We start from the raw sequence: 24,554 nt of genomic DNA, 5'->3' as shown, positions 1-24,554 counted from the left end.
AGTAGGTCATCGTCAGGCTCTTATCCTCAAAACCCCACCAGATTCCCTCTGGTGGGGTTTTGTCTTTGGTGCGGCAAAAAAATAACTCCTTCGTCCCGCATCCTCCGTAAAAATGATTTCATCCGGCAGATTTATCTAATTGCCGATCTCAGCGTGATCAAGGCATCCAGGCAAACGGCGCCGTCCTGTCTCAAGATGAATGGGTTGATGTCTACACCCGACAGGACGTCTCGCCAGTCGTCGGCCAGGCGGGATAGCGCGACCAGGGCATTCGCCAGTATGGGAATATCGAGTGCGGGTTTGCCGCGCCAGCCGTTCAGCAGTTTGTGCGACTGCACAGACTGGATCAGTGCGAGTGCTCGTTCTGTCGTGAGCGGAGCGCTGGCAAAGGCGACATCCTTGAATAATTCTACCGACACGCCACCCAGGCCAAACATCACCATCGGGCCGAACCACGGGTCTACATGTACCCCTAAGATCGTTTCAGTGCCTCCTTTGCTCATTGGAGAAATCAGCACGCCGGAAATGCGTAGATTGCCTGGCACGCCGGCTGCACGTTGTTGCAGCGTGGCATAGGCGTTCCGAACGGCCTGGTCGTCCGGCAGATCCAGCAGGACGCCTCCCATCTCGGTTTTGTGCAGAATGTCCGGCGATACGATTTTTGCCACGACAGGAAAACCGATTGCGTTAGCGGTTTGTACGGCTTGTTCCGCAGTCGTGCATAGTGTTTCGCGCAGCATGGGCAATCCATATTGCGCGAGGATATGCTTGGCTTGCGCTTCGTCGAGTTGCGTACCGGCCACCGGGACAGCAACGATAGGCGCACAGGTTTCTCTGGCCTGATGATGGACTAGATGGCGCCGCCGTTCAACCAGCGCGGCCAGCCCTCCCAACGCAGCCATGGCGCGTCCAGGATCAGCAAAGATAACCAAATGGCGCGTCTCTATCTCTGCGCGCATTTTTTCGCTGTGCGGTCCCACGAGAACGACGAGCTTGTCTGGATGGTCGCGGCGCAGCTTCCCTAACGATTCCAGCATGTCGGGAAAACGGCGTTCGTCGCAGGGAATCTGTGCCAGATAAATACACAGCGTGGACCAGTCCGTGTCTTGCAGGAGCATCTCGGCCAACCCGGGGATGCCTTGCTTGACCGCACTGATTTGCGCTGTGGTGTCCAACGGGTTGTCGCCGATCGCAAACGGGACAAGCCCGTGTATACGGTTCTGTAATGCCGGTGGGATGGAAGGGATGTCAATGCCGTGACGTTCGGCGTCGTCGGTCATGAGTACGCCGATGCCGCCTGAGACGGTCAAAATACCCGCTCGGGGGTTGGCCGGTAGCGGCAGGTGGGTGCACAGATAGGCGATATCCAGCATTTGTTCAATGGTGCTCGCCCGATATGCGCCACACTCGCGTATGACTGCGTCAAAGATGCGATCATTGCCTGCGACTGCGCCGGTATGAGTGGCTGCTGCAAGTTGCCCGCGAGACGAGGTGCCTACCTTCATCAAGATGACCGGCTTGTCGGCAGAGGCAGCCTTTAACAAGGCTTGGCGCAGCATGGCGCCGTCTCGGCACCCCTCGATCGCAGCGCAGATGACCTGGGTGGCAGGATCGGAGGCGAGGAAATCGATGCATTGGGCGACATCGACATCAGCTTCGTTCCCAGTGGCGACAATGCGGGAAATACCCAGGTTTCGCTGGATCGCCTGCGCGTAGGCGCAGGAACCGAATGCTCCACTTTGCGTGGCGAAACTGACGCCACCGGGTTGAGGGGAGAGCGCTTCCAGAGCGGTGGAAAACGTGGCGTAAAAACGGTTGCTGGTGCTGACGATGCCCAGGCAGTTGGGGCCCAGCAACCGTACCCCGTGTTTGGCTGCCAATGAAACCAGCGCATCCTGATGCGCTTGTCCGGCGGGGCCTTCTTCGGCAAATCCCGAGCTGAGGATTTGTACGTGACGTATGCCTTTCTCGATACAAGCCTGCAGCGCGTCGTACGCGCCAGTCGCCGGAACGATGATCACGGCGTGGTCTATCGCATCGGGGACGTCGTTCAGTGTCGGATAGGCTTTCAGTCCCTGGATCGTGTCGTAACGGGGATTGATCGGAAAGATTTTTCCTTTATAGCCAGCCTCACGCAGGAAACGGATAGGCCGTCCGCCAAGTTTATCGGGATCCGACGAGGCGCCGATGATGGCGACCGATGTCGGATCGAAAAAACACTGCAAAGGATGTGCAATCGCAGTCATCAGTCGCCTCGCGAGCCCTGGGTATTCACGCCGTGGGAAAAAGAGGTGTAGCCGCCAGATCGCAGATTGTGGATTTTCTGCTCGTAAGTCAGCGGGTCACCATAGCGTAATGCATTGGCCAATAGCCGAGTTGCCAACTGTGCCGCCGGCATTTCGCGGGTCATGCCCATGCCGCCGTGCAGTTGAATAATCGTTTCTGCAAATCGAATGGCCTCGTTTCCGATGTACAGACCCAGCAAATCCAGCGCTGGGATATCGTCGTTTGCTGCAACAGGTTCCAAGGTTCTCAGGGTGGCTTGTAGCAGGCTTCTGCAGAGTTCATAGACGACGTATAAGCGGGCGACATCATGGCGCAATGCTTGGAAATCGGCGAGAGCATGGCCAAACTGTTTGCGCTCGATCAAATACGAAATCGTGCGGCTCAATGCGCTGCCCATGCTGCATACCGAGTCGGTGGCCGTGGCTGCCGCCGCGATACGCCAACCCGCGTGGATGGACTGGGCCGCAGCGGTACCGGTGGCGAGAGTGTCAGCATCACTGACGTGAAATTTATCCAGCTCAAAGACGGTAATCTGACGATCATCCATGGTGCGATAGACAGTACTGCTGCACGTCAACTGCTCTATGGCAAGGCAAATCAGCATGGCCTTGTTGTTGCCGACGGCATCCCGGCCGATCAACAGCACGTGGGTGCAATCATCAGTCAGCTCGATGCCGGAGGTGGTTCCCGATAGCTGCCAGCCGTGTTTGTCTTTGCTCGCGGATAGCGGTGGCGTCGGATCGCCCGGATGGAGCGGTCCTCCTACTTCGACGATGATGGCGCCGTCGGCGATACCGGTTTGCAGGGTATGTGCAGATGGCTGTTTGGGCAATGCATTCAATATGGTGGGTATCACGCCGCACCGCGTCACAATGGGAAGGTTGACCGCATGCGTCGCGATGCCTTCGATGATCGCAGCCAGGTCTTGGAGATCGCCACCCGCGCCGCCTTGTGCCTCCGGGATCAGCACCGCGTTCCATCCCATTTCACGGATGAGGGCGGCAGCAGGGCGATTGCCAGGACGGTTCGCCATGTCCTGTGCGACGCGGGCAGCGCTTTCCGACAATAATCCCGGGAACAAGGTATTTGGTTCAAACGGCATATCTCACGCTCCAAACAACGATTTTGCAATGACGTTCAGTTGGACCTCGGTCGTTCCTCCTGCGATGGTTTTCGACCGAGAAAACAGGTAGTTCTGCACCCATAGGCCATCGCTTGTCGATGCCTCGTCATCACGGACGAGTTGCTGTGCACCGACAGGTCCAGCGACCAGTAGTCCGATCCGCGTCAGTGATTGCGCAATGGCGCTGCATGCCTGTTTCAATGCGGAGGGTTTGGCGCCCAACGGCTCGCGGCGCGTCATGGCGTCAATCGCTGAGGCCAACATTTCCCGCGCGCCTTTTATTTGCGCCGCCAGCATGGCCATCTGGTGTTCGAGCGAGGAAAAATCGCGCATAGGCTGACTGGCCTGATGTTCTGCCAGCAAGCGCGCCACGCGTCGCCATTGACGTATCAGCTGCGAAACACTGGCGGGTGGCAGACGCTCGCGTTCCAGCAGATATTTGGCGCAAGCCCAGCCTTGACCCTCGGTGCCCAGGAGCCTGTCTGCAGGAACCCGGACATTGTCCAGAAAGGTTTCGTTGACATGATGCCATCCATCTATCGTACGTATCGGCCGCACGGTAATGCCGGGCGTATTCATGTCGATCAGGAAAAGCGAAATGCCTTCTTGTTTTTTTGCTTCGCGTGATGTGCGGGCCAGCAGATAAATGCGATCTGCTTCGTGGGCATGCGATGTCCAGATTTTTTGGCCATTGATGACATAGTGGTCACCGTCACGCACTGCTGGTGTGCTTAATGAGGCAAGGTCCGATCCCGCACCTGGTTCAGAATAACCCTGGCACCACCAATCCGTGGTGTCCCGAATGCGTGGCAGAAAGTATGACTTCTGCGCTTCGGTGCCGAACTGCATGATGACGGGACCAATGTGCCCAAGGCCGTGGTGATACAACGGAGGGCAATCCTGGTCGGCCATGACTTCTTCGAAAATCATGCGTTGCCGTAGGCTCCAGCCCGTGCCACCATACTCGACGGGCCAGTTCGGTGCAGCCCAGCCGCGCTGATAAAGAATCGCTTGCCACTTGCTGTAGACCGGACGCGTTATTTTTTCACCGGAGGCGACGATTTGCCGGATGTCGTCAGGACAATGCGTCTGGGCGAAGTGGCGCAGCTCCTCACGAAAAGCGGCATCTTGTTCGTTCTCGCGATGTCCGTCAGACAAGAGCGCGGAATAGCGGGGATTCAATTCTGGTGGCATATCAACGGCCTTTATAGACAGGAGTACGCTTTTCCAGAAATGCGCGCTGGGCCTCGTTGGCGTCTTCGGTTTTTGAGAGTGCGACGGTGATGTTCTGTTCGAAGCGATAGCCTTCTCGTGGAGGCATGGAGGAGGTGACTTGCGAGGCTTCCTTGGCATAACGCAGCGCGATGGGGGCTTTGCTGGCGATCTCTTGTGCGAGCGCCATGACGTAAGGCATGAGTTCTGCCGGAGGCAGGCTGGCCTCGATCAACCCCAGTCGATAAAGCTCGTCAGCCGAGACTTTCATGCCGGTAAAGAACATGCGGCGTGCGCGCGATTTGCCGAATACGCGCTGCAATAGCGCCGTGCCGCCCGCGAGCCCCACGTTGATTTCCGGCATGGAAACGTAGGCGTTATTCGATGCGACCCAGATGTCGCACGAGGTCATCAGCCCAAAGCCTGCTCCCAATGCAGGGCCATTCACAGCGGCGATCACGGGTTTGTTGCATTCTTGTATCGCCAATGATGATTCACGTACCAGGCGGTTGTGCCGCCAATAGGCGCCTGGGCCTTTTTGTTTGATCGCGGGCCGTTCCGATACGTCTGCGCCCGCGGAGAATACGGATGTCTTGCTGGCCAATACGACGCAGCGGACATCGTCATCATCGTTGAAGCTATCGAAAACCTCGACGATTTCCGCGCGCATCTGCGCATTCTGTGCATTGACGGGCGGACGGTTCAAATACACGATGGCCACGTGGCCGTCGCGTTCGACTTCCAGGCATTCATAGGTCATGCTTTGCTCCTCGTTCAGGGTCAGTACGGCATTCTTGTTGCAAGCAGGTGTTATTGCAGACGCAGGTCGGCACTCGTCTTGGCCAGTTTTTGCAGACGCTCCGATTCGTAGTCCAGAAAATCGGAAAATTGTTCAGGCGACCCGACGGATAACAGCAGCCCCGTTTTATCGATGGCGGCTTTCACGGTGGGGTCTTCTACGGCGTGGCGCAGATCGGCATTGAGCTTGTCGACGATGGCGTCGGGCGTGCCTTTGGGAACCAGAAATCCGAACCAGCTGCCAAAGACCAAGTCCACACCCAGTTCTCGGAATGTAGGTACGCCGGGCGCGAAGGGATGCGGTTTTTCACTGGCAATGGCAATGGCCCGCAGCTTGCCTGCTTTGACATTAGGCATGGCGGACGGACCGTCGAAAATACCGTCGACTTCTCCTGCAAAGACGTCATTCATCGCGGGGGATGTCCCGCGATAAGGTACGTGCGTAATCTGTACTCCGACCGCGCGAGCCCATAGTTCAGCGGCGACGTGCGGGCTGGAGGCGATCCCCGATGAGGCCAGGCGTAGGTTTCCAGGAGATTTTTTTGCTTTGGCGACGACGTCGTCCAGCGTATGCAGATCACTGCGTGCCGATACGACGAGCATGTTGCGGCTGTTGCCTAACAACATGACCGGGCGAAACGCATCTTTGTCGTACGAGAGATCTTTGCGCAGGATGGGGTTGGACGTGTACGCATAGCTCGTCAAGAGAATGGTGTTGCCGTCGGGCTCGGAGCGTGCGACAGCGGACGTGCCTATCATGGTGCCGCCGCCGGCTTCGTTCTTGACGATGACGGGGACCTTCCATTGACGTCCCAGATAGTCCGCAATGATGCGGCCATAGACGTCTGTGACGCCGCCAGGGGCATACGGGACCACGATCGTCACAGGTTGACGCGGGTAGTCCTCGGCAGCCGTGGTTGTTGTGGTGATGACAGATGCGCTGATGACAGCAGCACACAGGTGCAGCAGTTTTTTCATCCATTGCTCCGAGAAGCCTCGGCATTCATGCCGGGGAGGTAAGGGGCGCAGCCGCAAGGCTGCAAGATTGGTCTGATTTGAGTTGATGGCTGGATAAATATCCAGTTTTCTGGTCTGGCGCGGATAGGATCTCGGGCATGCAAACCAAACGTGCCTACCGATTCCGGTTCTATCCAACTCCCGAGCAAGCGATCACGCTGGCTCGCACGTTCGGTTGCGTACGTGTGGTCTACAACCACATGCTTAGTCTTCGTTCGACGGCCTGGGCTGAGCGACAAGAGAGTCTGGGGTATAGCGCGGCATCTGCGGCCCTGACGGCACTGAAAAAGCTGCCGGACTACGCGTGGTTGAACGAGGTCAGCAGTGTTCCGCTGCAACAAACGCTGCGCCATCTGCAAACGGCGTTTACCGGATTCTTTGCCAAGCGAACGGGATATCCCCGTTTCAAGCGCAAGGATGGCACGCAATCGGCGGAATACATCGCCAGTACCTTTCGATGGGATGGCCGCTCGCTCAAGCTGGCGAAGATGACTGAGGCGTTGCCCATCCGTTGGTCCCGTCAAATTCCCAAAGCCGCCAAGGTCACTACTGTCACGGTCAGCAAAGACGCAGCGGGCCGATACTTTGTCAGCCTGCTGTGCGACGACGTGGTGGCGCAGAAAGGGCCTACGTCGACCTGTGTCGGGATTGATCTGGGCCTGTCTCATTTTGCGGTGCTCTCAACAGGAGAAAAAGTCGATGCGCCACAGATCTTTCGCAAGCATGAAGTTAAGTTGGCCAAGCTACAGCGCCAATTGGCCAAGAAACAAAGGGGATCGGCTCGTCGTGCCAAGGCCAAACTGAAAGTCGCCAAGCTGCATGCCAAGATCGCAGACACCCGCAGGGATTTCCTGCACCAGCTTTCTACCCGGTTGATCCACGAGAACCAAGTGATTGCCGTAGAAAGCTTGTCTGTGTCCAACATGCAGAAGAACCGCTGTCTTGCTAAGTCCATCGGCGATGCCGGATGGGCGGAGTTTGTGAGGCAGCTGGAATACAAGGCCCGTTGGTATGGGCGTGAGTTCGTGCGGGTGGATCGCTGGTACCCATCGAGTAAGCGTTGCCACAGCTGTGGGTATGTTTCAACGAAGCTGCCGTTGAGCGTGCGTCGGTGGTCCTGTCCGGGATGCAACGCCGACCACGACCGCGACATCAACGCGGCGCATAACGTATTAGCCGCCGGGCTGGCGGTGTTAGCCCATGGAGAAACGGTAAGACCTGAGTGCATGAGTGAGGATGTGCAACGGCTCGGTTCGGTGAAATGGGAATCCCTTTCCTTCTAGGGAAGGGAGCAGTCAATGATTGTCTCCGTCCAGCTTGAAAAGAGGGCAGCGCCTATTCGATTTTTATGTGAGCGCTTTCGATGAGGGTTTTCCATTTCCTGCTTTCCGAACGGACCAGTGCATCCATCTGTTCGGGGGTACTGCCTTGCGGTGTTGTTCCTACGGCTATCAGGCTTGCACGCAACTTGGGGTCCTGCAGTGCCTGGTTCAACGTGGCGTTGAGTTTTCTGATGATGGCTTCAGGCGTTCGGACAGGAGCTGTGATGTAGTTGACCGGATAGGCCTCGAAACCCTGCAGTGTTTCAGCAATGGCCGCAATGTCGGGCGCCGTGGGATTGCGTGTCGATGTCGACACGCCCAATGCGCGGACGGCACCAGCTCGGATATCCGGCAGATAGACGCTGAGTGTGTCTATTGTCATCGGCACCTGTCCGCTCAGGACATCGGTGCGTGCGGGCCCTGTGCCTCGGTAGGGCACGTGAAAAATATCGATGCCAGCCTCCTTTTTAAAGAGCTCTCCAGCCAGATGGCTGCTGGAGCCGATCCCCGAGCTGGCGAACCCCAGCTTGCCGGGATGGGCGCGGGCATAGTCGATCAGCGTTTGCACATCATGTACCGGCAGATTTTTCGAAACCACAAGGACGTTTGCGCCTTCGGTGACTTTCCCGATAGAGACGAGATCATCGAAAGGCCGATAGGGCAATTGCTTTAGCAGATATGGTGCCGTCATTTGCTGACCGGGCGTGGTGTACAGCAGGGTGTAGCCATCGGCAGCCGCATGCGCGACATAACTCGCGCCCAGGGTGCCTCCCGCCCCGGGTTTGTTTTCGATCACGATGGTCTGCCCCAGGGCTTTGGACCAAGGCTCGGCGATCTGACGGGCGTTGTTGTCGGCGCCGCCTCCAGGCGCAAAAGGGACGATCAGATGAATCGGGCGCTGCGGAAAAGCGTCTGCTGCCTGGGCCTGTGGCATGGCCGTAAATACTGCAAGCATCAACCACAAAGTCAGCGTGACGCGGACGTTGTCATTCATGTTGTCTCCACCTATCTACTTGTTTTATCTGAGAAAACTTGTGCTTTAGGCGCTATGCTGCTTAGTATTATCTGAACTGACCGACCGGTCGGTCAGTTCAGATATGATAGATCGTTTCCTCAGAAATTCAAGTCTTTGAATCCCTGATGCATCTTTACAAGGCGCAGCGTTCGCTATGTCTCGCCCTGCTCGAGTTACCTATGTCCACTTCGGCGATATAGGACGATGGGAAATTTTTTTGTCGGATTGGAACCATGTTTATGTGGGTTGCCACATAAGGTAATGGTTGATGTCGATTTGCCCTCAGGTGGTCGTTTCAATCTGACGTTCGGAAGGCCGTGTTCCGGTGTCTCTTGTTTTTTCCATCTCATCTCTGCGAGCTACTTCATGAGAATCGATCCAAACCGCCCTGTCTCGGAGACCTCTGCAACAGGACTCCATAACGTTTCGGGTGAGTCAGCGGGGAAAATTCCCAATGACGACTTTTTTTCTGCCGTGACCAAGGGGAGTAACGAAGAGGTCGCCGGTATGTTTGCGCGAGGCCGAGTCGACCTCGCCGCGATAAACGACGCTCACGGGCAAACTCCGCTGCATATGGCGATCGCCATGGGGCACAACGAGATCGCGAAGACGATACTGGCTCATTGCGGCGACAATCCCCAAGTGCTGGATGCTCCCGACAGACAAGGATATACGCCGCTAATGCGGGCCGCCGCATTGAAAAATGTGGACCTGATGCAAGCCTTGGTGAAGGCGGGAGCGAGCCAGCCCAATAGTCAGAAGGTGAAAGACAATCTTTCCTCTACGGAAAAGCAAGCGATCAAAATGTCGGCAGTGTTGATCGAGGCAAAAGGGGATCTCAATGCTGCGTTGGAAATCGCTGTTAAAGAGGGCATGAACGGTATCGCAGAATTGTTCGCCGACAATGGAGCCGATCCAGCGTCACTTTTGCAGCGTGTTGCAGAGCAAGCCAGCACTGGCGATAAGCATGACAGAGTACTTGCCTCACGTACTACCAACGCGGTGCTGTTGTTAAGAAATATCTTGCGTCAAGACAAGTTTAGCAGCGAGGGCGCGTTTGAAGCAGTCCTGGACAATTTGGTGAGATCAGGGGACGTGAGGGCACTGAGCACAGTGCTGATGGAGAACGACGACGCGACATCGCTTTTCAAGCATTACGCTCAATCGAATGAGCTAAAGGAAGCGACCTCTTTGTTCAAAGCCGGTGCCATTGCGGACGATGCGCTATGGGATCTAGCCGAGGATGCAACGCTGACCGCCTCAGAAAAGAAAATGAGTCTGGGCGTGCTCATTACCGCGGAGAAAAATGTGAAGGCCGAGGCAGATGGCGCGGGTCATGTCACACCTTCGCACAGTGCCGCGCGTATTGCAGGTCTCGCAGATACTGCTATGGAACGTGCGGTATCGGAAATGTATGAACAAGGGAAACAGGACGAGGCAAAACTCTTGGTTAAAGCCGGAGCGCCTGCGGTAGCGTTGCTGATGCATCTTTGCCAGAAGGGCGATATGCGCGCTGCAAAATCACTCATTAACCTCGGTGCTGATTTCATTACCACGATGAATCTGCTGATGGAGCAGCGGCGGCAGAGCGATGCTGATGTCTTGGCTGTCGCGCTGAGCGCGGCACGGGATGAAAAAATCGCCGCACGAAATTAAGGCCCTTTACTGTAGCTAAACGGGTTCGTCCTCACCGGTGAGAAACGCGGGAGGGCGACTTCAGCATGCCGTACGCGGGATTGCGGGTGCCGGTTAATACCGAGGTGGAACCGCAGCCGGTGCGCGAACAGGGGGGAGCCTAGAATCATGCGCCGGGATCTCTGGATCGTCCCCTTCAATCAATAAAGCTCGTCAGCCGAGTTGACCGACCAGTCGGTTAGTTGGAATATGATGGATCGTTTCCTCAGAAAATCGAGTCTTTGAAATCCCGTATCATCAATTTCGTGTTTTCAGGACAGATCCCTCAGCTATGACCACACGTGAGCCCGAGCGTAATAATCAGATCATTGACGTGGCCCGCCGGTTGTTTGCCCGCCACGGCTATCGTGGCACATCGTTGAACATGATCGCGGCCGAGGTGGGAGTCTCGAAGTCTGCGCTCTATCACCATTTCCCGGACAAAGAAACGCTATACCGAAGCCTGGTTGCCAGCGGCATGCAGGTCCTGTTCGAGTATGTGCGTGACCGGATGCCGCCTGCGGAAAGCGGCGCGGCGGAGCGCTTGTACAGTTTCATGAGAGCGTCGATTCAGTACTACGAGCAGTTTCACGATAGCTGGGTGTCCGGCTCGCAGCTCTTTTGGTCGGCCGAGAATGAGGAAACGCGGGCCATGGTGCTCGAGTGGCGTGATGCCTACGAGGAACTGTTGAAAACCTCGATTCGAGATGGCATTGCTACGGGTGTATTTCGTCCTGGTACAGACGTCAGCCTGGCCAGTAAATTTCTGTTGTCGTCGCTGAATCAATTGTCCCGCTGGTACCGGCCGGATGGCGAAAAGACGGCGACAGAAATCATGGATAGTTTTGTGGGTATGTTTTTGCAAGGGATAGAACAACCGCCACGGGCGAGATGAGTTCATTACGTCTTAGAGAAAAAAAGTCGTATGGATCAAGCGCAGCGGGAGAACCATACGATTCAATATTGATTGATGCTGGAGCGCCCGTTGGCGGGGCCGATGTCTGTTTCTGACTCGGCCCCGCCGGCCCCGTATTGCAATGGAATTAGGCTGCTGGAGCGTTATCCGGTTGTCATCGCGATGGACCTCGCGCGGGGCGTCTTGTTATAGCTCTGTGCGAGTGGAATGGGTCTGGTTTACAACGAACTCAACGACGCTTGCCATGGGGCATTGTTTTGCGTGTTGCCGTTCATGCGTTTGCCCGATACTCGACCGGTATATTGCTGATCACCTGCGGTGAATTGAATCGTCTCTCCTTCAAGCTTGGCATCGGTGATCGGTGTGACGTTATTGCCATCGCGCAGTGATCCGCTGAGCATCTGGTAGGTTTGCTGCAATACGAGTTCTTTGTCACCGAGTTTCCACGTGCCAGCGACTTTGGCGGGGACGATCCACTTGTGGGCGTTGCAGTAAGCGGTGCAGTTTTCGCTGACTTGTGCGGATTCGTCGGGTTGCCAGTCGCCCATGGTGAATGAGTTGGAGACGACTCGTGTGCCGGGTTTCATTTCCAGGATGATGGGACGTAGGCGTTCATTCAGGCTGGGCAGCAGAAACAAGGTCAATACGGTGGCTTCGGAGAAATCCGATTTGAAAATATCCGCTTGTTCGAATGTCGCTTTGTCAGCGACTCCTTCGGCTTTTGCGGCGCGTTGGGCCAAGGCGACCATGTCGGGGTTGAATTCGATGCCGCGCGCCGTGGTGCCGCGTTTGGCGGCGGTGATGACGGTGCGGCCGTCGCCTGATCCCAGATCGACCAAGCGGTCTTGCGGGGTGAGCTCAGCCATTTCCAGCATGCGGTCGACCAGCGCTTGAGGTGTGGGAACCCACACCACGTCTTTGCCGGACTGACCGACCGTGGGTTCATAGGTCGAGGGCTTGTCAGCCGTGGTCTGGGCGGCGACGCTCGCGTGCCAGGCCATGGCGCACAGCACGGCAGATACTAGGGATTTTTGCAGCGTTTGCATTGACGTTCTCCTTGTTGAGAGGGCAAGTCAGAGGGCGGCATCGTCCCGCGGACGGGCGGTGGCGACGGGTTCTACAGCTTTGTTTCTAAGCAACAAGAGCGGAGTGCCGGCAGCCAGCACAGCCAGTCCGATCCAGGCCGCGGCACCGGTGTGCAGAATGCTCGCGTGCAGCATGTACAGGCACGTCAGGCAGAACGCGATCGGCGTGAAGGGATAGAGAGGAACGCGATAGGGCAGTTGGCGTTCTGGATGCCGCCAGCGCAGCACGAATACGGCGAACCCGATCAACAGCAGGAATCCCCAAAATACAGGGGCTGTGTAGTCCACCATGGCTTTGAAACCATCGCGCGTGATGGCGCCCATGCCGATCAGGGCCAGTGCGATGGCGCCTTGGACCAATTGCCCGTTGGCTGGGGTTTTGCCCCGGCCGTCCCAGATACCCATCCAATGCATGACAGAGAGGTCCTGTGCCATGGCATAAAAGACGCGGGCTCCGGTAAAGATGGTGGCGTTGAGGGTGGAGATGGCGGCGACGATAATGGCCAGCGTGACGATGGTTTCCCCTGCGGGGCCAGCGACTTGGCGCATCATGTCGGCAGCCACGGCATCCGAGGTGCGCAGCCCGTCCAGGCCGAGAATGGAGACGAGGGCGAGATTGGCCAGCACGTAGAGGACGATCAGAATGATTGTGCCGGTGACGAGGACTTTCGCGATGTTGCGCGGCGCGTCTTTGAGCTCGCCAGTCAGATAGGCCGCTTCGTTCCAACCGCCAAAGGTCAGCAATACAAAGATCATCGCCAGCCCTAGCGCGGCGGTGTCTGGTGAGATCGGCGCCGGCGGGGCAGCGGTTTCTGCCGGGGCGCCGAATAGTCCAAAGAGAATCACTGCAGCGAGGGCGCCTATCTCGATCAGGGTCACGACGACCTGCAGCGTTTTGCTTTCTGCCGTGCCGATGATGTTGATGCCCGTAAACAGAATGACTGAGAGGGCGGCGTAGAGCGCAGGGCCATAGGGACCCAGTGGAAAGAGTTGAGCTACATAATCGCCCAACATGAACGCGACACCCGCGATGGCGCCCGTCTGGATGACGGTGCCCCGTGCCCAGCCAAATAGCATGGCGACAGGACGTCCATAGGCTCGCGACAGAAAGTGGTATTCACCGCCTGCATGAGGGTGCGCCGCGGAGAGCTCGGCATAACAGAGTGCACCGATCAGCGTGACCACACCACCGGCCACCCAGACCATAATGAACGCCCATTCCGAATCGACATTGGCCGCGACGATAGAGGGAGTCCTGAAGATACCGATGCCGATGACCAGGCCTACGAGAATAATGACGGCATCAAAGACCGACAGCAGTCCTGCGGGTTTGGCCTCGACGTGGTGAGAGGCTTGAGTGGGTGATGCCGTACTGCGCTGGTGTAAATTGTTCATCCATTGCTCCGAAAAACCTCGGCATTCGTGCCGGGGAGGTAAGGGGCGCAGCCGTAAGGCTGCAGGATTGGTCTGATTTGAGTTGGTGACTGTATGAATATCCAGCTTTCTCGTCTGGCGTGGATAGTATCTCGGGCATGCAAACCAAACGTGCCTACCGATTCCGGTTCTATCCAACGCCCGAGCAAGCGATCACGCTGGCTCGCACGTTCGGTTGCGTACGTGTGGTCTACAACCACATGCTCAGCCTTCGTTCGACGGCCTGGGCTGAGCGACAAGAGCGCTTGGGGTATCACGCGACGTCTGCGGCCCTGACGGCACTGAAAAAGCTGCCGGACTACGCGTGGTTGAACGAGGTCAGCAGTGTTCCGCTGCAACAGACACTGCGCCATCTGCAAACGGCGTTTACCGGATTCTTTGCCAAGCGAACGGGATATCTCCGTTTCAAGCGCAAGGATGGCGCGCAATCGGCGGAATACACCACCAATGCCTTTAGATGGGATGGTCGTGCGCTCAAGCTGGCGAAGATGACTGAGGCGTTGCCCATCCGCTGGTCCCGTCAAATTCCCAAAGCCGCCAAGGTCACTACTGTCACGGTCAGCAAAGACGCAGCGGGCCGATACTTTGTCAGCCTGCTGTGCGACGACGTGGTGGCGCAGAAAGCGCCTACGTCGACCTGTGTCGGGATTGATCTGGGCCTGTCTCATTTTGCGGTGCTCTCAACAGGAGAAAAAGTCGATGCGCCACAGATCTTTCGCAAGCATGAAGTTAAGTTGGCCAAGCTACAGCGCCAATTGGCCAAGAAACAAAGGGGATCGGCTCGTCGTGCCAAGGCCAAACTGAAAGTCGCCAAGCTGCATGCAAAGATCGCAGACACCCGCAGGGATTTCCTGCACCAGCTTTCTACGCGGTTGATCCACGAGAACCAAGTGATTGCCGTAGAAAGCTTGTCTGTGTCCAACATGCAGAAGAACCGCTGTCTTGCTAAGTCCATCGGCGATGCCGGATGGGCGGGGTTTGTGAGGCAGCTGGAATACAAGGCCCGTTGGTATGGGCGTGAGTTCGTGCGGGTGGATCGCTGGTACCCATCGAGTAAGCGTTGCCACAGCTGTGGGTATGTTTCACCGAAGCTGCCGTTGAGCGTGCGTCGGTGGTCCTGTCCGGGATGCAACGCCGACCACGACCGCGACATCAACGCGGCGCATAACGTATTAGCCGCCGGGCTGGCGGTGTTAGCCCATGGAGAAACGGTAAGACCTGAGTGCATGAGTGAGGATGTGCAACGGCTCGGTTCGGTGAAATGGGAATCCCTTTCCTTCTAGGGAAGGGAGCAGTCAAGAGTTTGTAAGCTTCAGAACAATAGGCCGCCAGCGTGGCGGGGGAGCTGCGGGAGTTAAATTGACTTCAACAGCGAAAAGCCGAAGGTATTGATGCCGTGTTCGCTACGGATACAGACGGACCCGCCATGCATGGACGCAATGGCGCGCACGATGGACAGACCGAGGCCGTGATGGATGCCGCTATGGGTGCGTGCGGCATCGCCACGGTAAAAGCGTTCGAATAGACGAGACTGCTGTTCAGGGGGAATCGGATCGCCGTGATTGGAAACGGAAACCCATGCATAGTCGCCGCGTATTTCAATGGCGACGACGACTTCGGTGCCGGCATACGCATAGCGCACGCTGTTGGAGAGCAGGTTGGCCAGTGCGCGATGGAACAGGCGTTTGTCGGCGTGTACGTCGGCCTCACCGTCGACGCGGACCGTGAGGTTGCGTTCGAAGAAGGTGTCCTCGACGTATTCCACGGTTTTACGAGATTCGGTCAGCAGCGAGATATCGCTGAGTTCCGCGGCACGATGTCCGTTCTCGGCGCTGGACAGGAACAGCATGTCGTTGACGATACTGCTCATCCGCTCGAGCTCTTCCAGATTGGATTCGAGCAAGTCTTGTAATGCACCGAGATCACGTTCGCGCACAAGGGCGACCTGAGTCTGGCCGATGAGATTGGTCAGTGGGGTACGCAGTTCGTGGGCGACGTCGGCGTTGAATCCCTCAAGCTGCAACCATGCGGCCTCGCGGCGCTCGAGCGCGTTATTGAACGACACAGCGAGTTCACGGATTTCCGGTGGCAGGCCGACGACGTCCAATCGTTGCCGGGGATTGTTGGGCGGCAAACTGTTGGCCTGCCGGCTGAGACGGCGTACGGGGCTCAAGCCCAGTTTTGCGATCCAGTACCCCAGTATGGCAACCAGCAAGATACCCAGGGCTGAGGTGATGCTCATGACCCGGGTGAATTTTTCTTTGGTGTGGATGTAGGCCGAGCAGTCGAGCGCGACGATGAATTCCACTTCGGGCCGATCGCCCGAGGCGGGAATGGTGCGGCTCAAGGTCGCCCAGATGTTGGACGGCTCGCGGACTTTGATGAATCCGAACGGTTCTTTGGGTATTTCCCAGCCGTCTTCCAGCAACAAGGGGGTGCTATAGGCAAAGCGCTCGTCCGAGGAGCGTATCCAGTAACGGACCCGCGCGCCTTCTTGGGAAAATCCGTCGAGTTTGCGGCGTACGGTGTCCCACTCTTGTTCGTTGGCGCGCGAGTGGATGTAGGGGTCTAGCAGGGTATGGTGATATTCCAGCTCACCGCGCACCTGTTCGCGCACGGACTCGGTCAATACGCAGTACAGAAAAAAAGCCACGCCCGAAAATACCACCGCTGCGGTGATGGCGAACATCGTCGCCAATCGCCATGCAATCGGTAGGCTGCGTCTCGGCCGTATCATGCGGCCTCGTCCGACTGGTCACTATGCCGGTTTTCGAGCACGTAGCCCATGCCGCGCACCGTGTGCAGCAGTTTGCGGCCATAAGGGGCATCGACCTTGGCGCGCAGGCGTTTGACTGCGACTTCGACGACGTTGATGTCGCTATCGAAGTTCATGTCCCAGATCTGCTCGGCGATCATGAGCTTGGAGAGGACTTCTCCTTGATGGCGCGCGAGCAGGCTGAGCAGCGAGAATTCTTTGGCAGTGAGATCCAGGCGCTGCCCTGCACGGGTGACTTTGCGCGCCAGGAGATCGATCATGAGGTTGTCGACTTGCAGAGTGGTGACCTCGTGCCCCTCTGTGCGGCGTCGCGTCTGGGCTTGCAGGCGGGCGACCAATTCCGTAAACGAGAAGGGTTTGGGCAGATAGTCGTCGGCGCCTTTGCGCAATCCCGTGACGCGGTCGTCTACGGCGCCGCGCGCCGACAGCATGATGACCGGCGTGGATTTCTGGCGGCGTAACTGGGTCAGCACGCCGTAGCCATCCAGGCCAGGGAGCATCAGGTCCAGGACGATGGCGTCATAGTCGAACTCGAGGGCCAGGTGCAGGCCGTCAACGCCCGTGTCGGCGATGTCGACGGTATAGCCGAGTTCGGTCAGTCCTCGCAGAATGTAGGAAGACGTTTTCGCTTCGTCCTCGACGACAAGTACTCGCATGGTGGAATTTGCTTTTGTACCAGGGGAAAAATGGCTCGTACAGTATGGGGCCAGTTTACGCAGGCTCGTAGGTCATCGCGCTGACGATACGCTGACATTTCTGTCAGCCAGGAGCTGAGGCCGTCCTGGTGTACGCGCATGTCGTCACGGGCTGTGGCAAAAGCCCAACTGCAATTAATGCCTAGTGTAGGGCAATCAGCGATGTTCGCCGTTTAGGTAGAGCCAATGTCCGCCGACGCGCAGAAACCGGCTGATTTCGTGCAGGCGCGTGGCGCGGCCTGCCTGACGGTAGCGAGCCACGAATTCGACCGTGGCGTGATCGGCGTCTGGCTGGTGATGTTGCTTGATCTGCAGGCCTAGCCACTTCAGGTCAGCGGGGTTGGGCTCTAGTTGGGCGGGGCGTGTGTCGGGGTGCCAGGTGTCGAGCAAATACGGCAAATCGTCCAGCACAAACGCGCTGTAGCGCGAGCGCATCAAGGCTAGGGCGTCAGGGGCGAGCAGGCGCTGCGGGCCGCGATGCCACGGTTCGCAGCAACGCGCATAGGCCAGGCCGCTTTCGCACGGACACGCGGACATGGGTCAGACTACCAAGTCTTGATAGTCGGGGTGCCGGACGATATAGGCCACGGCATAGGAACACAAGGGCAGAACGCGCCAGCCGCGCTGGCGAGCCGTGTCCAGGGCATGCCGGGTGAGGGCTGCTGCGATGCCCCGGCCGCCGACGGCACTGGGGACGCCAGTGTGCTGGATGATCATGGTGTTGTCGCGCAACTGATAATCCAGAACACAGGCGTGGCCGTCTACACGGGTTCCGAAGCGGCCTTGGGCTTCGTTATGCTCAATGACAAGCGTGGTGTCGGACATGGGCGTAAACCAAGGAAGACGAGTCGGCTGCTATAGGCAGATCAGCGATACATGAACAGGATAACCCAGACCGCAATCATGGCGATAAGGCCCACCCAGCATGATGCCCAGAAGCCTACGATGGGGGCTTTCACAATGAAGGGTACGCGTTTGGGCTCGATGTGGCCGAGCTGCTTGTTGGCATGGGCAAACAGGCCGAAGTTGAATCCCGGAAAGGCCAGGCGAAGGAAATAATCCTGGAAAATCGAGGTCTTGATGACCAAGGGGAATTGCCGAAACGATCCGTGCTTCAGTAACGGATGCTTTAGCGTAGCGTTGATTCTGTCCGTTTGTACAAAGAACAGCAAAATGCCGCAGATCGAGCAGACGACGAAGCACAACGTGACGAGACTGAATGCGTAGGCGAGAACGGGAGTGGACATGAGATGCAGTGCAGTAATGGATGGCTTGTGGGGCGGCGAGGCGGGAGCTACCCGCGTGTCTGTCCTTCGCCGCTGAGTACCCATTTCAGGGTGGTGAGGCCTTCGAGGCCGACAGGGCCGCGTGCGTGCAGGCGGTTGGTCGATATGCCGATTTCAGCACCCAGGCCATACTCGAACCCGTCCGCAAAACAGGTGGGCAGATTGACATAGACTGAGCTGGAATCGACTTCGCGTTGAAAGCGCTGGGCGGCCGAGAGATCCTCGGTCACGATGGCGTCGGTATGGCCGGAGCCCCAGCGAGCGATGTGTTCGATAGCTTGGTCCAGCGAGTCGACGATGCGTATGGCCAGGATCGGGGCGAGGTATTCAGTGGCCCAGTCCTCGTCGGTGGCGGGCTTGGCGGCAGGCACGATCTCGCACGTGCGAGGGCAGCCACGCAGTTCGACGCCGTGTGCGGTAAACGCGGTGGCCAGGCGGGGCAGGATCGAGATGGCGGCGCCCGCATCGATCAGCAGGGTCTCCATGGCGCCGCAGATACCGTAGCGATAGGTCTTGGCATTGAAGGCAATCGTATGGGCCTTTTGCGGATCGGCGGCGGCATCGATGTAGACGTGGCAATTGCCGTCCAGGTGTTTGATCAAGGGCACGCGGGCTTCGCGCGCCAGCCGGGCGATCAGGCCTTTGCCGCCTCGGGGAACGATGACGTCGATGTGCTCGGTCATGGTGATGAGCTTGCCTACTGCGGCGCGATCGGTCGTGCCGACAACCTGGACGGCTTCAGGGGGCAGATTGGCAGCCTGCAGGCCGGTTTGTACGATCTGTCCCAGCGCGACATTGGAGTGAAAGGCCTCGCTGCCGCCGCGCAGGATGGTGGCATTGCCTGATTTCAGGCACAGCGCTGCCGCGTCAATGGTGACATTGGGGCGGGATTCGTAAATGATGCCGATCACCCCCAGTGGTACGCGCATTTGAGCGACGCGCATGCCATTGGGGCGCACGGAGCCTGCTGTGGTGCTGCCGATCGGATCCGGCAGGTTGGCGATCTGATGCAGGCCTTCTGCCATTTTGTCGATGGCGTTGTCCGATAGGGTCAGGCGGTCGAGCAGCGCCGGCTCGAGGCCGTTGGCGCGTGCGGCTTCCAGATCCTGGGCGTTGGCGGCCTTGAGGACAGCCCGGTTTTCCAAGAGCGCATCGGCCATGGCGAGCAGCGCCTGGTTTTTGGCCGCGCCGCTGGCGCGCATCATGGCGCGCGAGGCGCGCCGGGCGTTTTCACCCAAGGCCAGCATGGCGTTATCGATATCAGAAGAGGACATGAGAGTGTCTGGCATGATTCGGAGGACGGCGCAGCATGCACCGGCAGATAGTCTTAAGTGTATCGTGCTGCGCGGCAGCGAAGGGAGAGCCGCGGCAGCAGGAGCGCAACCGCAAGGGGCGGCTGCGCAGAGCGCTGCAGCCTGCCGCGCGGGCCGCAGCACCAGATAGTCATCGAGCCCGGCTGCCGGCCGCTGCAACGCGCAGTGCCAGGCGGGTCATTTCTTCCCAAGGGTCTGCGAGGCGTCCAGAGACGGTCAATCCCTTGATCAGACGGTCGACCTCGTGCGCATGCTGGACCGCCGCCGGCCAGGCTTTGGCGGGAATGCGGCCCAGGGCCTGCAGGGCGAGTTTCTCGTGAGCCCCAAAAATCCGCAGCCGGCGCATCAGTGCGCCCGCGTCCTGGCCGGTGGCGCGGGCTTCGGCGACTCGTGCCAGCAGGCGGATTTCGTCGCCAACGGCCCACAGGACCAGGGGCAGGGCCTCGCCTTCGGCGCGCAGGCCCTCCAGCATGCGGATGGTGCGCGGTGCGTCGCCCGCGAGCATGGCGTCGCGCAGACCGAAAACGTCGTAACGGGCGACGTTGAGCACGGCGCGCTCGACGTCCTGGGCGGCTAATTGGCCTTCGGGATAAAGCAGGCCGAGTTTCTGGATTTCCTGGTGAGCGGCCAGAAGGTTGCCTTCGACTTTGTCGGCCATCCACTGCAGGGTGGCGGCGTCGGCACGCTGGTTTTGGCGCGCCAGGCGGGCGCCGATCCAGGCGGGCAGGCGGCCGCGTTCGATCGAGGCGATGTCGATCATCATGCCGCTTTGCGCCAGCGCCTGGACCCATTTGGCGTCGCGCGTGGCCTTGTCCAAGCGGGGCAGGGACACGACGATCAGGGTGTCGGGATCAGGTTGCGCCGTGGCTTGCGTGGCCAGTTTGGTCAGCGTGTCTGCACCTGTTTTCCCGGGCTTGCCGGTGGGCAGCTTGATTTCGAGGATGCGTTTATCGCCAAAGAGCGAGACGCTTTGCGTGGCGGCGAAAACAGCGCTCCAGTCACTGCGCGCATCCATGATCATGGAGGTGCGGTCGGTGTAGCCGGATTGGCGTGCGGCAGCGCGCAGGGCGTCGGCGGCTTCGATGACGAGCAGGGGTTCGTCGCCGGATATGGTGTACAGCGGCGCCAGGCGCTGCCCGGCGCGTTGCAGATGTTCTGCCAATCGGTCAGCGTCTAGCGGCTGCGCCATGCATCACCACGTGCCCGTGCCGGGCGTCCCTGGCGTTTGCCATGTTTCGGGCCGATTGTCGGACGGCACGACATTGGGGTCGTAGACCGGAGAGTCGGGATCGCTCTCGCCACGTTGTGCGGCTTCGTAGGCAGTGTTTACGTCAGGCGCCGTCAAGCGTCGGAGCAAACGGCTGACCAAGGCTTGTTGCATGGATTGGTACAGGGTTTCCATTTGCGCTTCTTTGGCCTGGACGACTTGGTCGTCGTACGGCATTTCGCGGTAGATCGACAAGGTGGTGTCGGGCAGGATGGCCACCCCTTTATTGGTGACTAGGCGAAATGTGAAGTTGATGCCGAGTTCGTATTCCTCGACACGGCCTTGCGCGTTGAGCGAGACCTCGCGCAGTGAGCGGCTATTGTCGACCACTTGCAACACGGCGTCGGCATCCTTGGTCTGGTCCGCGAGGCGCGTGTTGGGGGATGCCGCGCGTATGGCGCGCCGGACGTCGGCGCCAAAACGCGTGTTTTCGGGGATGCCGACATAAAGCGTATCGAACGGCAATGGCGTGACGCCACGCATGGCGAAGCCGCACGCCGCCAGCAGCATGACGGTCGCCAGGCTGGCTGCACGCAGCCACCAGCGGGAGCGGAAATGTTGCAGGCGGGGCGGGGCAAAGTGCATGCGTGACCTCTTAACCAACGACGTTGACGAGCTTGCCCGGCACGACAATCACGCGCTTGGGCGGACGGCCTTCGAGGAAGCGGGAGACTTCTTCTTGGCTGGCGGCGAGTTGTTCGATCTCTGCTTTCGAGGCTTGCGCTGCGACGCGGATCGAGCCGCGCAGCTTGCCGTTGACTTGCAGCATGAGCTCGATCTCGTCAGCCACCAAGGCGGCCTCGTCGACGTGCGGCCAGGGCGCGTCCAGCAAGTCGCCCAGCGGGGCTGCGTAACCCAGGTCACGCCACAGATGCCACGTGATGTGCGGCACGACCGGATACAGCACACGCAACAGGATGCCGATGGTTTCGGCGCGGGCTGCGTCGGCGTGGGCGCCGTCGGGGAGCTTGGCGCTGTCGATGGCGTTGAGCATTTTCATGCAGGCCGACACCACGGTGTTGTATTGGATCCGTTGGTAATCGTAGTCGGCTTGCTTGAGCAGGCTGTAGACCTCGCGGCGCAGATCCTTGACGGGGGCGGGGGCTTGAGCCCAATCGCTGCCCGCAGCCAGGCCGCGCGCAATGGACTCATGTTGGCCATGGCACAGCGTCCACAGGCGGCGCAAGAATCGATTCGAGCCATCTACGCCGGAATCAGACCACTCCAGGGTCTGTTCGGGAGGGCTGGCGAACATGACGAACAGCCGTGCAGTGTCGGCGCCGAGGGTATCGATGAGCGCTTGGGGATCCACGCCGTTGTTTTTCGACTTGGACATGGTGCCCACGCCGCCATACTGCACGGCGGAGCCGTCGGCCTTGAGTTTGGCGCCGGTGATGGCGCCCTTGGCGTCGTACTGGTTTTCGACTTCTTCGGGCCAGAAATACTCGATACCGCCCTGGGCGTTTTTGCGCGAATAGATGTGGTTCAACACCATGCCCTGGCACAGCAGCTTGGTGAATGGCTCGTCAAAATTCAGCAAGCCCATGTCGCGCATGACGCGTGTCCAGAATCGCGCGTACAGCAGGTGCAACACAGCATGTTCGATGCCGCCGATGTACTGGTCCATGGGCATCCAGTAATCGTTGCGGGTGTCGACCATGGCCTCGTCGTTGCCCGGCGAGGTGTAGCGCATGAAATACCACGACGAGTCCACAAAGGTGTCCATCGTGTCGGTCTCGCGCCGCGCGGGCTTGCCGCAGCTCGGGCATGAGCACGACAGGAATGCCTCGTTTTTGGCCAGCGGGTTGCCGCTGCCGTCGGGAATCAGATCATCCGGCAGGATGACTGGCAGGTCTTTTTCGGGCACGGGGACCGGACCGCAGTCGGGGCAGTGGATGATGGGAATGGGGGTGCCCCAGTAACGCTGGCGCGAGATCCCCCAGTCGCGCAGGCGCCAGGTGGTTTGTTTTTCACCCAGGCCCTGGGCTGTCAGGTCGGCAGCAATCGCGTCCACGGCTTCGCGGAACGTCAGGCCATCATATTTGTCGGAATTGACGGTGCGGCCGCTTTGTTTGTCGCCGTACCATTCTTGCCAGGCGTCGGTGGAATAGGTTTTGCCCTCGACCGCGACGACTTGCTTGATGGGTAATTGGTATTTCTGGGCAAAGGCGAAATCGCGCTCGTCGTGAGCGGGCACGCCCATGACGGCACCGTCGCCGTAGCTCATGAGCACGTAATTACCCACCCAGACGTCGATTTGCTCGCCCGTCAGCGGGTGAGTGACGGTCAGGCCCGTGGGCATGCCGGATTTTTCGCGCGTGGCGATTTCGGCCTCGGTGGTGCCGCCGAGCTTGCATTGCTCGATAAACGCGGCGAGTTCCGGATTGGATTGCGCTGCGTGCGTGGCCAGCGGGTGTTCAGGCGCAACCGCGCAGAACGTGACGCCCATGATGGTGTCAGCACGCGTGGTGAAGACGTACAGCTTGCCATCCTGGATAAGCTGGCCGTCCGCGCCGGCGATCTGGTGCGGGAATGCAAAGCGCAGGCCCTCGGATTTGCCGATCCAGTTTTCCTGCATGATGCGTACGCGCTCCGGCCAGCCGGGCAGGCCATCGCGGACTTGTTCCAGCAGTTCGTCGGCGTAATCGGTGATGCGCAGGTAGTAGCCGGGGATTTCGCGTTTTTCCACGAGGGCGCCCGAGCGCCAGCCGCGCCCGTCAATGACTTGCTCGTTGGCCAGCACGGTCTGATCGACCGGGTCCCAGTTGACGACCTGTGTCTTGCGATAGGCGATGCCTTTTTCGAGCATCTTCAGGAACAGCCATTGGTTCCATTTGTAGTATTTCGGGTCGCAGGCGCACATTTCGCGCGACCAATCGATCGCCAGACCCATCGATTTCATCTGCTTTTTCATGTAAGCGATGTTGTCGTAGGTCCATTTGGCCGGGGGGACTTTGGACTTGATGGCGGCGTTTTCGGCGGGCATGCCGAATGCGTCCCAGCCCATGGGCATCAGCACGTTGTAGCCGCGCATGCGCAGTTGGCGCGCCATCATGTCGTTGATGGTGTAGTTGCGGACGTGCCCCATGTGGAGCTTGCCGCTGGGGTACGGCAGCATGGAACACGCGTAGAACTTCGGCTTTTCGGTGCCGTCGGCGTTCTGGGCGTGCTCGGTGACGCGGTAAGCGTCGCGGGCCTGCCAGTCTTGGTGGGCGGCTGCTTCGACGGCGGTGGGGCTGTAACGTTCCTGCATGGGCTCGTGCGCGTATATATAGAAAGAAAGTGGGCCGCCGTTGCGCAATGCAACGGCGGTCAAACCCCTGATTATAGAGAGT

At 58.8% G+C, this 24,554-nt stretch carries 21 protein-coding genes; 4 read left to right on the top strand and 17 right to left on the bottom strand.

Translation table 11 applies throughout. The features are described from left to right. Nucleotides 1-131: 131 nt before the first annotated feature. From ACYVI2_RS05470 to ACYVI2_RS05450, 5 genes are read right to left on the bottom strand one after another with little or no spacing between them, the layout of a single operon-like run. Nucleotides 132-2,246 (bottom strand): acetate--CoA ligase family protein, encoded by a 2,115-nt coding sequence (locus ACYVI2_RS05470; RefSeq protein WP_415820561.1) that lies wholly within the window; start codon nucleotides 2,244-2,246, stop codon nucleotides 132-134. Further along, nucleotides 2,246-3,388: an acyl-CoA dehydrogenase family protein gene (locus ACYVI2_RS05465; RefSeq protein ID WP_415820562.1), complete on the bottom strand. Its 1,143-nt coding sequence runs from the start codon at nucleotides 3,386-3,388 to the stop codon at nucleotides 2,246-2,248. Before ACYVI2_RS05465 ends, ACYVI2_RS05470 begins: the two co-directional genes overlap by 1 nt. Before the next feature lie 3 nt (nucleotides 3,389-3,391). Further along, nucleotides 3,392-4,603, bottom strand: coding sequence for an acyl-CoA dehydrogenase family protein (locus tag ACYVI2_RS05460; protein WP_415820563.1), 1,212 nt, complete (start codon nucleotides 4,601-4,603; stop codon nucleotides 3,392-3,394). Nucleotide 4,604: 1 nt separating this feature from the next. Beyond that, nucleotides 4,605-5,381, bottom strand: a complete 777-nt coding sequence (locus tag ACYVI2_RS05455; RefSeq protein ID WP_415820564.1) for an enoyl-CoA hydratase/isomerase family protein — start codon at nucleotides 5,379-5,381, stop codon at nucleotides 4,605-4,607. A 50-nt stretch (nucleotides 5,382-5,431) separates the two neighbouring features. Beyond that, nucleotides 5,432-6,397: a Bug family tripartite tricarboxylate transporter substrate binding protein gene (locus ACYVI2_RS05450; RefSeq protein WP_415820565.1), complete on the bottom strand. Its 966-nt coding sequence runs from the start codon at nucleotides 6,395-6,397 to the stop codon at nucleotides 5,432-5,434. 137 nt (nucleotides 6,398-6,534) lie between these two features. Here ACYVI2_RS05450 and ACYVI2_RS05445 point away from each other — a divergent pair, with 137 nt between their 5' ends. Beyond that, nucleotides 6,535-7,719 (top strand): RNA-guided endonuclease InsQ/TnpB family protein, encoded by a 1,185-nt coding sequence (locus ACYVI2_RS05445; RefSeq protein ID WP_415820566.1) that lies wholly within the window; start codon nucleotides 6,535-6,537, stop codon nucleotides 7,717-7,719. A 52-nt stretch (nucleotides 7,720-7,771) separates the two neighbouring features. On the opposite strand, the gene ACYVI2_RS05440 is transcribed toward ACYVI2_RS05445, so the two are convergent. After that, nucleotides 7,772-8,752 carry a Bug family tripartite tricarboxylate transporter substrate binding protein gene (locus ACYVI2_RS05440; RefSeq protein WP_415820567.1) on the bottom strand — a complete coding sequence of 327 codons (981 nt, stop codon included), beginning with the start codon at nucleotides 8,750-8,752 and terminating at the stop codon, nucleotides 7,772-7,774. A 282-nt stretch (nucleotides 8,753-9,034) separates the two neighbouring features. On the opposite strand from ACYVI2_RS05440, the gene ACYVI2_RS05435 reads away from it, so the two are divergent. Both ACYVI2_RS05435 and ACYVI2_RS05430 read left to right on the top strand, forming a co-directional pair. Further along, nucleotides 9,035-10,429: an ankyrin repeat domain-containing protein gene (locus ACYVI2_RS05435; protein WP_415820568.1), complete on the top strand. Its 1,395-nt coding sequence runs from the start codon at nucleotides 9,035-9,037 to the stop codon at nucleotides 10,427-10,429. Nucleotides 10,430-10,739: 310 nt separating this feature from the next. Beyond that, a complete protein-coding gene (locus ACYVI2_RS05430; protein WP_415820569.1) occupies nucleotides 10,740-11,342 on the top strand; it encodes a TetR/AcrR family transcriptional regulator in 603 nt (200 codons plus the stop codon). A gap of 239 nt (nucleotides 11,343-11,581) precedes the next feature. On the opposite strand, the gene ACYVI2_RS05425 is transcribed toward ACYVI2_RS05430, so the two are convergent. Then, entirely contained in the window at nucleotides 11,582-12,409 is an 828-nt protein-coding gene (locus ACYVI2_RS05425; RefSeq protein WP_415820570.1) for an SAM-dependent methyltransferase, read from the bottom strand. Between the two features lie 27 nt (nucleotides 12,410-12,436). Beyond that, nucleotides 12,437-13,843: an APC family permease gene (locus ACYVI2_RS05420; RefSeq protein ID WP_415820571.1), complete on the bottom strand. Its 1,407-nt coding sequence runs from the start codon at nucleotides 13,841-13,843 to the stop codon at nucleotides 12,437-12,439. Nucleotides 13,844-13,980: 137 nt separating this feature from the next. Here ACYVI2_RS05420 and ACYVI2_RS05415 point away from each other — a divergent pair, with 137 nt between their 5' ends. Beyond that, nucleotides 13,981-15,165, top strand: coding sequence for an RNA-guided endonuclease TnpB family protein (locus ACYVI2_RS05415; protein ID WP_415820572.1), 1,185 nt, complete (start codon nucleotides 13,981-13,983; stop codon nucleotides 15,163-15,165). 71 nt (nucleotides 15,166-15,236) lie between these two features. Here ACYVI2_RS05415 and ACYVI2_RS05410 read toward each other — a convergent pair whose 3' ends face one another. From ACYVI2_RS05410 to leuS, 9 genes are all read right to left on the bottom strand, one after another. Continuing rightward, nucleotides 15,237-16,619 (bottom strand): heavy metal sensor histidine kinase, encoded by a 1,383-nt coding sequence (locus ACYVI2_RS05410; RefSeq protein ID WP_415820573.1) that lies wholly within the window; start codon nucleotides 16,617-16,619, stop codon nucleotides 15,237-15,239. Next, complete coding sequence (locus ACYVI2_RS05405) at nucleotides 16,616-17,314, bottom strand: heavy metal response regulator transcription factor (protein WP_415820574.1); 699 nt, start codon at nucleotides 17,312-17,314, stop codon at nucleotides 16,616-16,618. The genes ACYVI2_RS05410 and ACYVI2_RS05405 overlap by 4 nt, the downstream gene beginning before the upstream one ends. Before the next feature lie 195 nt (nucleotides 17,315-17,509). Continuing rightward, nucleotides 17,510-17,890: a YchJ family protein gene (locus tag ACYVI2_RS05400; RefSeq protein ID WP_415820575.1), complete on the bottom strand. Its 381-nt coding sequence runs from the start codon at nucleotides 17,888-17,890 to the stop codon at nucleotides 17,510-17,512. Between the two features lie 3 nt (nucleotides 17,891-17,893). After that, a complete protein-coding gene (locus ACYVI2_RS05395) occupies nucleotides 17,894-18,178 on the bottom strand; it encodes a GNAT family N-acetyltransferase (protein ID WP_415820576.1) in 285 nt (94 codons plus the stop codon). 41 nt (nucleotides 18,179-18,219) lie between these two features. Further along, nucleotides 18,220-18,600 carry a hypothetical protein gene (locus tag ACYVI2_RS05390; protein WP_415820577.1) on the bottom strand — a complete coding sequence of 127 codons (381 nt, stop codon included), beginning with the start codon at nucleotides 18,598-18,600 and terminating at the stop codon, nucleotides 18,220-18,222. A 47-nt stretch (nucleotides 18,601-18,647) separates the two neighbouring features. Continuing rightward, complete coding sequence (locus ACYVI2_RS05385; RefSeq protein ID WP_415820578.1) at nucleotides 18,648-19,913, bottom strand: glutamate-5-semialdehyde dehydrogenase; 1,266 nt, start codon at nucleotides 19,911-19,913, stop codon at nucleotides 18,648-18,650. Between the two features lie 169 nt (nucleotides 19,914-20,082). Continuing rightward, nucleotides 20,083-21,141: a DNA polymerase III subunit delta gene (gene holA, locus ACYVI2_RS05380; protein ID WP_415820579.1), complete on the bottom strand. Its 1,059-nt coding sequence runs from the start codon at nucleotides 21,139-21,141 to the stop codon at nucleotides 20,083-20,085. Nucleotides 21,142-21,144: 3 nt separating this feature from the next. Then, nucleotides 21,145-21,804 carry an LPS-assembly lipoprotein LptE gene (locus ACYVI2_RS05375; RefSeq protein WP_415820580.1) on the bottom strand — a complete coding sequence of 220 codons (660 nt, stop codon included), beginning with the start codon at nucleotides 21,802-21,804 and terminating at the stop codon, nucleotides 21,145-21,147. A 10-nt stretch (nucleotides 21,805-21,814) separates the two neighbouring features. Further along, nucleotides 21,815-24,472 carry a leucine--tRNA ligase gene (gene leuS / locus ACYVI2_RS05370; RefSeq protein WP_415820581.1) on the bottom strand — a complete coding sequence of 886 codons (2,658 nt, stop codon included), beginning with the start codon at nucleotides 24,470-24,472 and terminating at the stop codon, nucleotides 21,815-21,817. Nucleotides 24,473-24,554 lie beyond the last annotated feature (82 nt).

This window comes from Bordetella tumbae (assembly GCF_054780995.1).
The sequence above is the reverse complement of the archived record's forward strand: the minus strand, read 5'-3'. Positions and strand labels throughout refer to the sequence as shown.

Bases quoted from the DNA above. Each gene is read 5' to 3' on its own strand.
- ACYVI2_RS05470 (WP_415820561.1), bottom strand. From the start codon at position 2,246: ATGACTGCGATTGCACATCCTTTGCAGTGTTTTTTCGATCCGACATCG.
- ACYVI2_RS05465 (WP_415820562.1), bottom strand. From the start codon at position 3,388: ATGCCGTTTGAACCAAATACCTTGTTCCCGGGATTATTGTCGGAAAGC.
- ACYVI2_RS05460 (WP_415820563.1), bottom strand. From the start codon at position 4,603: ATGCCACCAGAATTGAATCCCCGCTATTCCGCGCTCTTGTCTGACGGA.
- ACYVI2_RS05455 (WP_415820564.1), bottom strand. From the start codon at position 5,381: ATGACCTATGAATGCCTGGAAGTCGAACGCGACGGCCACGTGGCCATC.
- ACYVI2_RS05450 (WP_415820565.1), bottom strand. From the start codon at position 6,397: ATGAAAAAACTGCTGCACCTGTGTGCTGCTGTCATCAGCGCATCTGTC.
- ACYVI2_RS05445 (WP_415820566.1), top strand. From the start codon at position 6,535: ATGCAAACCAAACGTGCCTACCGATTCCGGTTCTATCCAACTCCCGAG.
- ACYVI2_RS05440 (WP_415820567.1), bottom strand. From the start codon at position 8,752: ATGAATGACAACGTCCGCGTCACGCTGACTTTGTGGTTGATGCTTGCA.
- ACYVI2_RS05435 (WP_415820568.1), top strand. From the start codon at position 9,035: ATGGTTGATGTCGATTTGCCCTCAGGTGGTCGTTTCAATCTGACGTTC.
- ACYVI2_RS05430 (WP_415820569.1), top strand. From the start codon at position 10,740: ATGACCACACGTGAGCCCGAGCGTAATAATCAGATCATTGACGTGGCC.
- ACYVI2_RS05425 (WP_415820570.1), bottom strand. From the start codon at position 12,409: ATGCAAACGCTGCAAAAATCCCTAGTATCTGCCGTGCTGTGCGCCATG.
- ACYVI2_RS05420 (WP_415820571.1), bottom strand. From the start codon at position 13,843: ATGAACAATTTACACCAGCGCAGTACGGCATCACCCACTCAAGCCTCT.
- ACYVI2_RS05415 (WP_415820572.1), top strand. From the start codon at position 13,981: ATGCAAACCAAACGTGCCTACCGATTCCGGTTCTATCCAACGCCCGAG.
- ACYVI2_RS05410 (WP_415820573.1), bottom strand. From the start codon at position 16,619: ATGATACGGCCGAGACGCAGCCTACCGATTGCATGGCGATTGGCGACG.
- ACYVI2_RS05405 (WP_415820574.1), bottom strand. From the start codon at position 17,314: ATGCGAGTACTTGTCGTCGAGGACGAAGCGAAAACGTCTTCCTACATT.
- ACYVI2_RS05400 (WP_415820575.1), bottom strand. From the start codon at position 17,890: ATGTCCGCGTGTCCGTGCGAAAGCGGCCTGGCCTATGCGCGTTGCTGC.
- ACYVI2_RS05395 (WP_415820576.1), bottom strand. From the start codon at position 18,178: ATGTCCGACACCACGCTTGTCATTGAGCATAACGAAGCCCAAGGCCGC.
- ACYVI2_RS05390 (WP_415820577.1), bottom strand. From the start codon at position 18,600: ATGTCCACTCCCGTTCTCGCCTACGCATTCAGTCTCGTCACGTTGTGC.
- ACYVI2_RS05385 (WP_415820578.1), bottom strand. From the start codon at position 19,913: ATGTCCTCTTCTGATATCGATAACGCCATGCTGGCCTTGGGTGAAAAC.
- holA (WP_415820579.1), bottom strand. From the start codon at position 21,141: ATGGCGCAGCCGCTAGACGCTGACCGATTGGCAGAACATCTGCAACGC.
- ACYVI2_RS05375 (WP_415820580.1), bottom strand. From the start codon at position 21,804: ATGCACTTTGCCCCGCCCCGCCTGCAACATTTCCGCTCCCGCTGGTGG.
- leuS (WP_415820581.1), bottom strand. From the start codon at position 24,472: ATGCAGGAACGTTACAGCCCCACCGCCGTCGAAGCAGCCGCCCACCAA.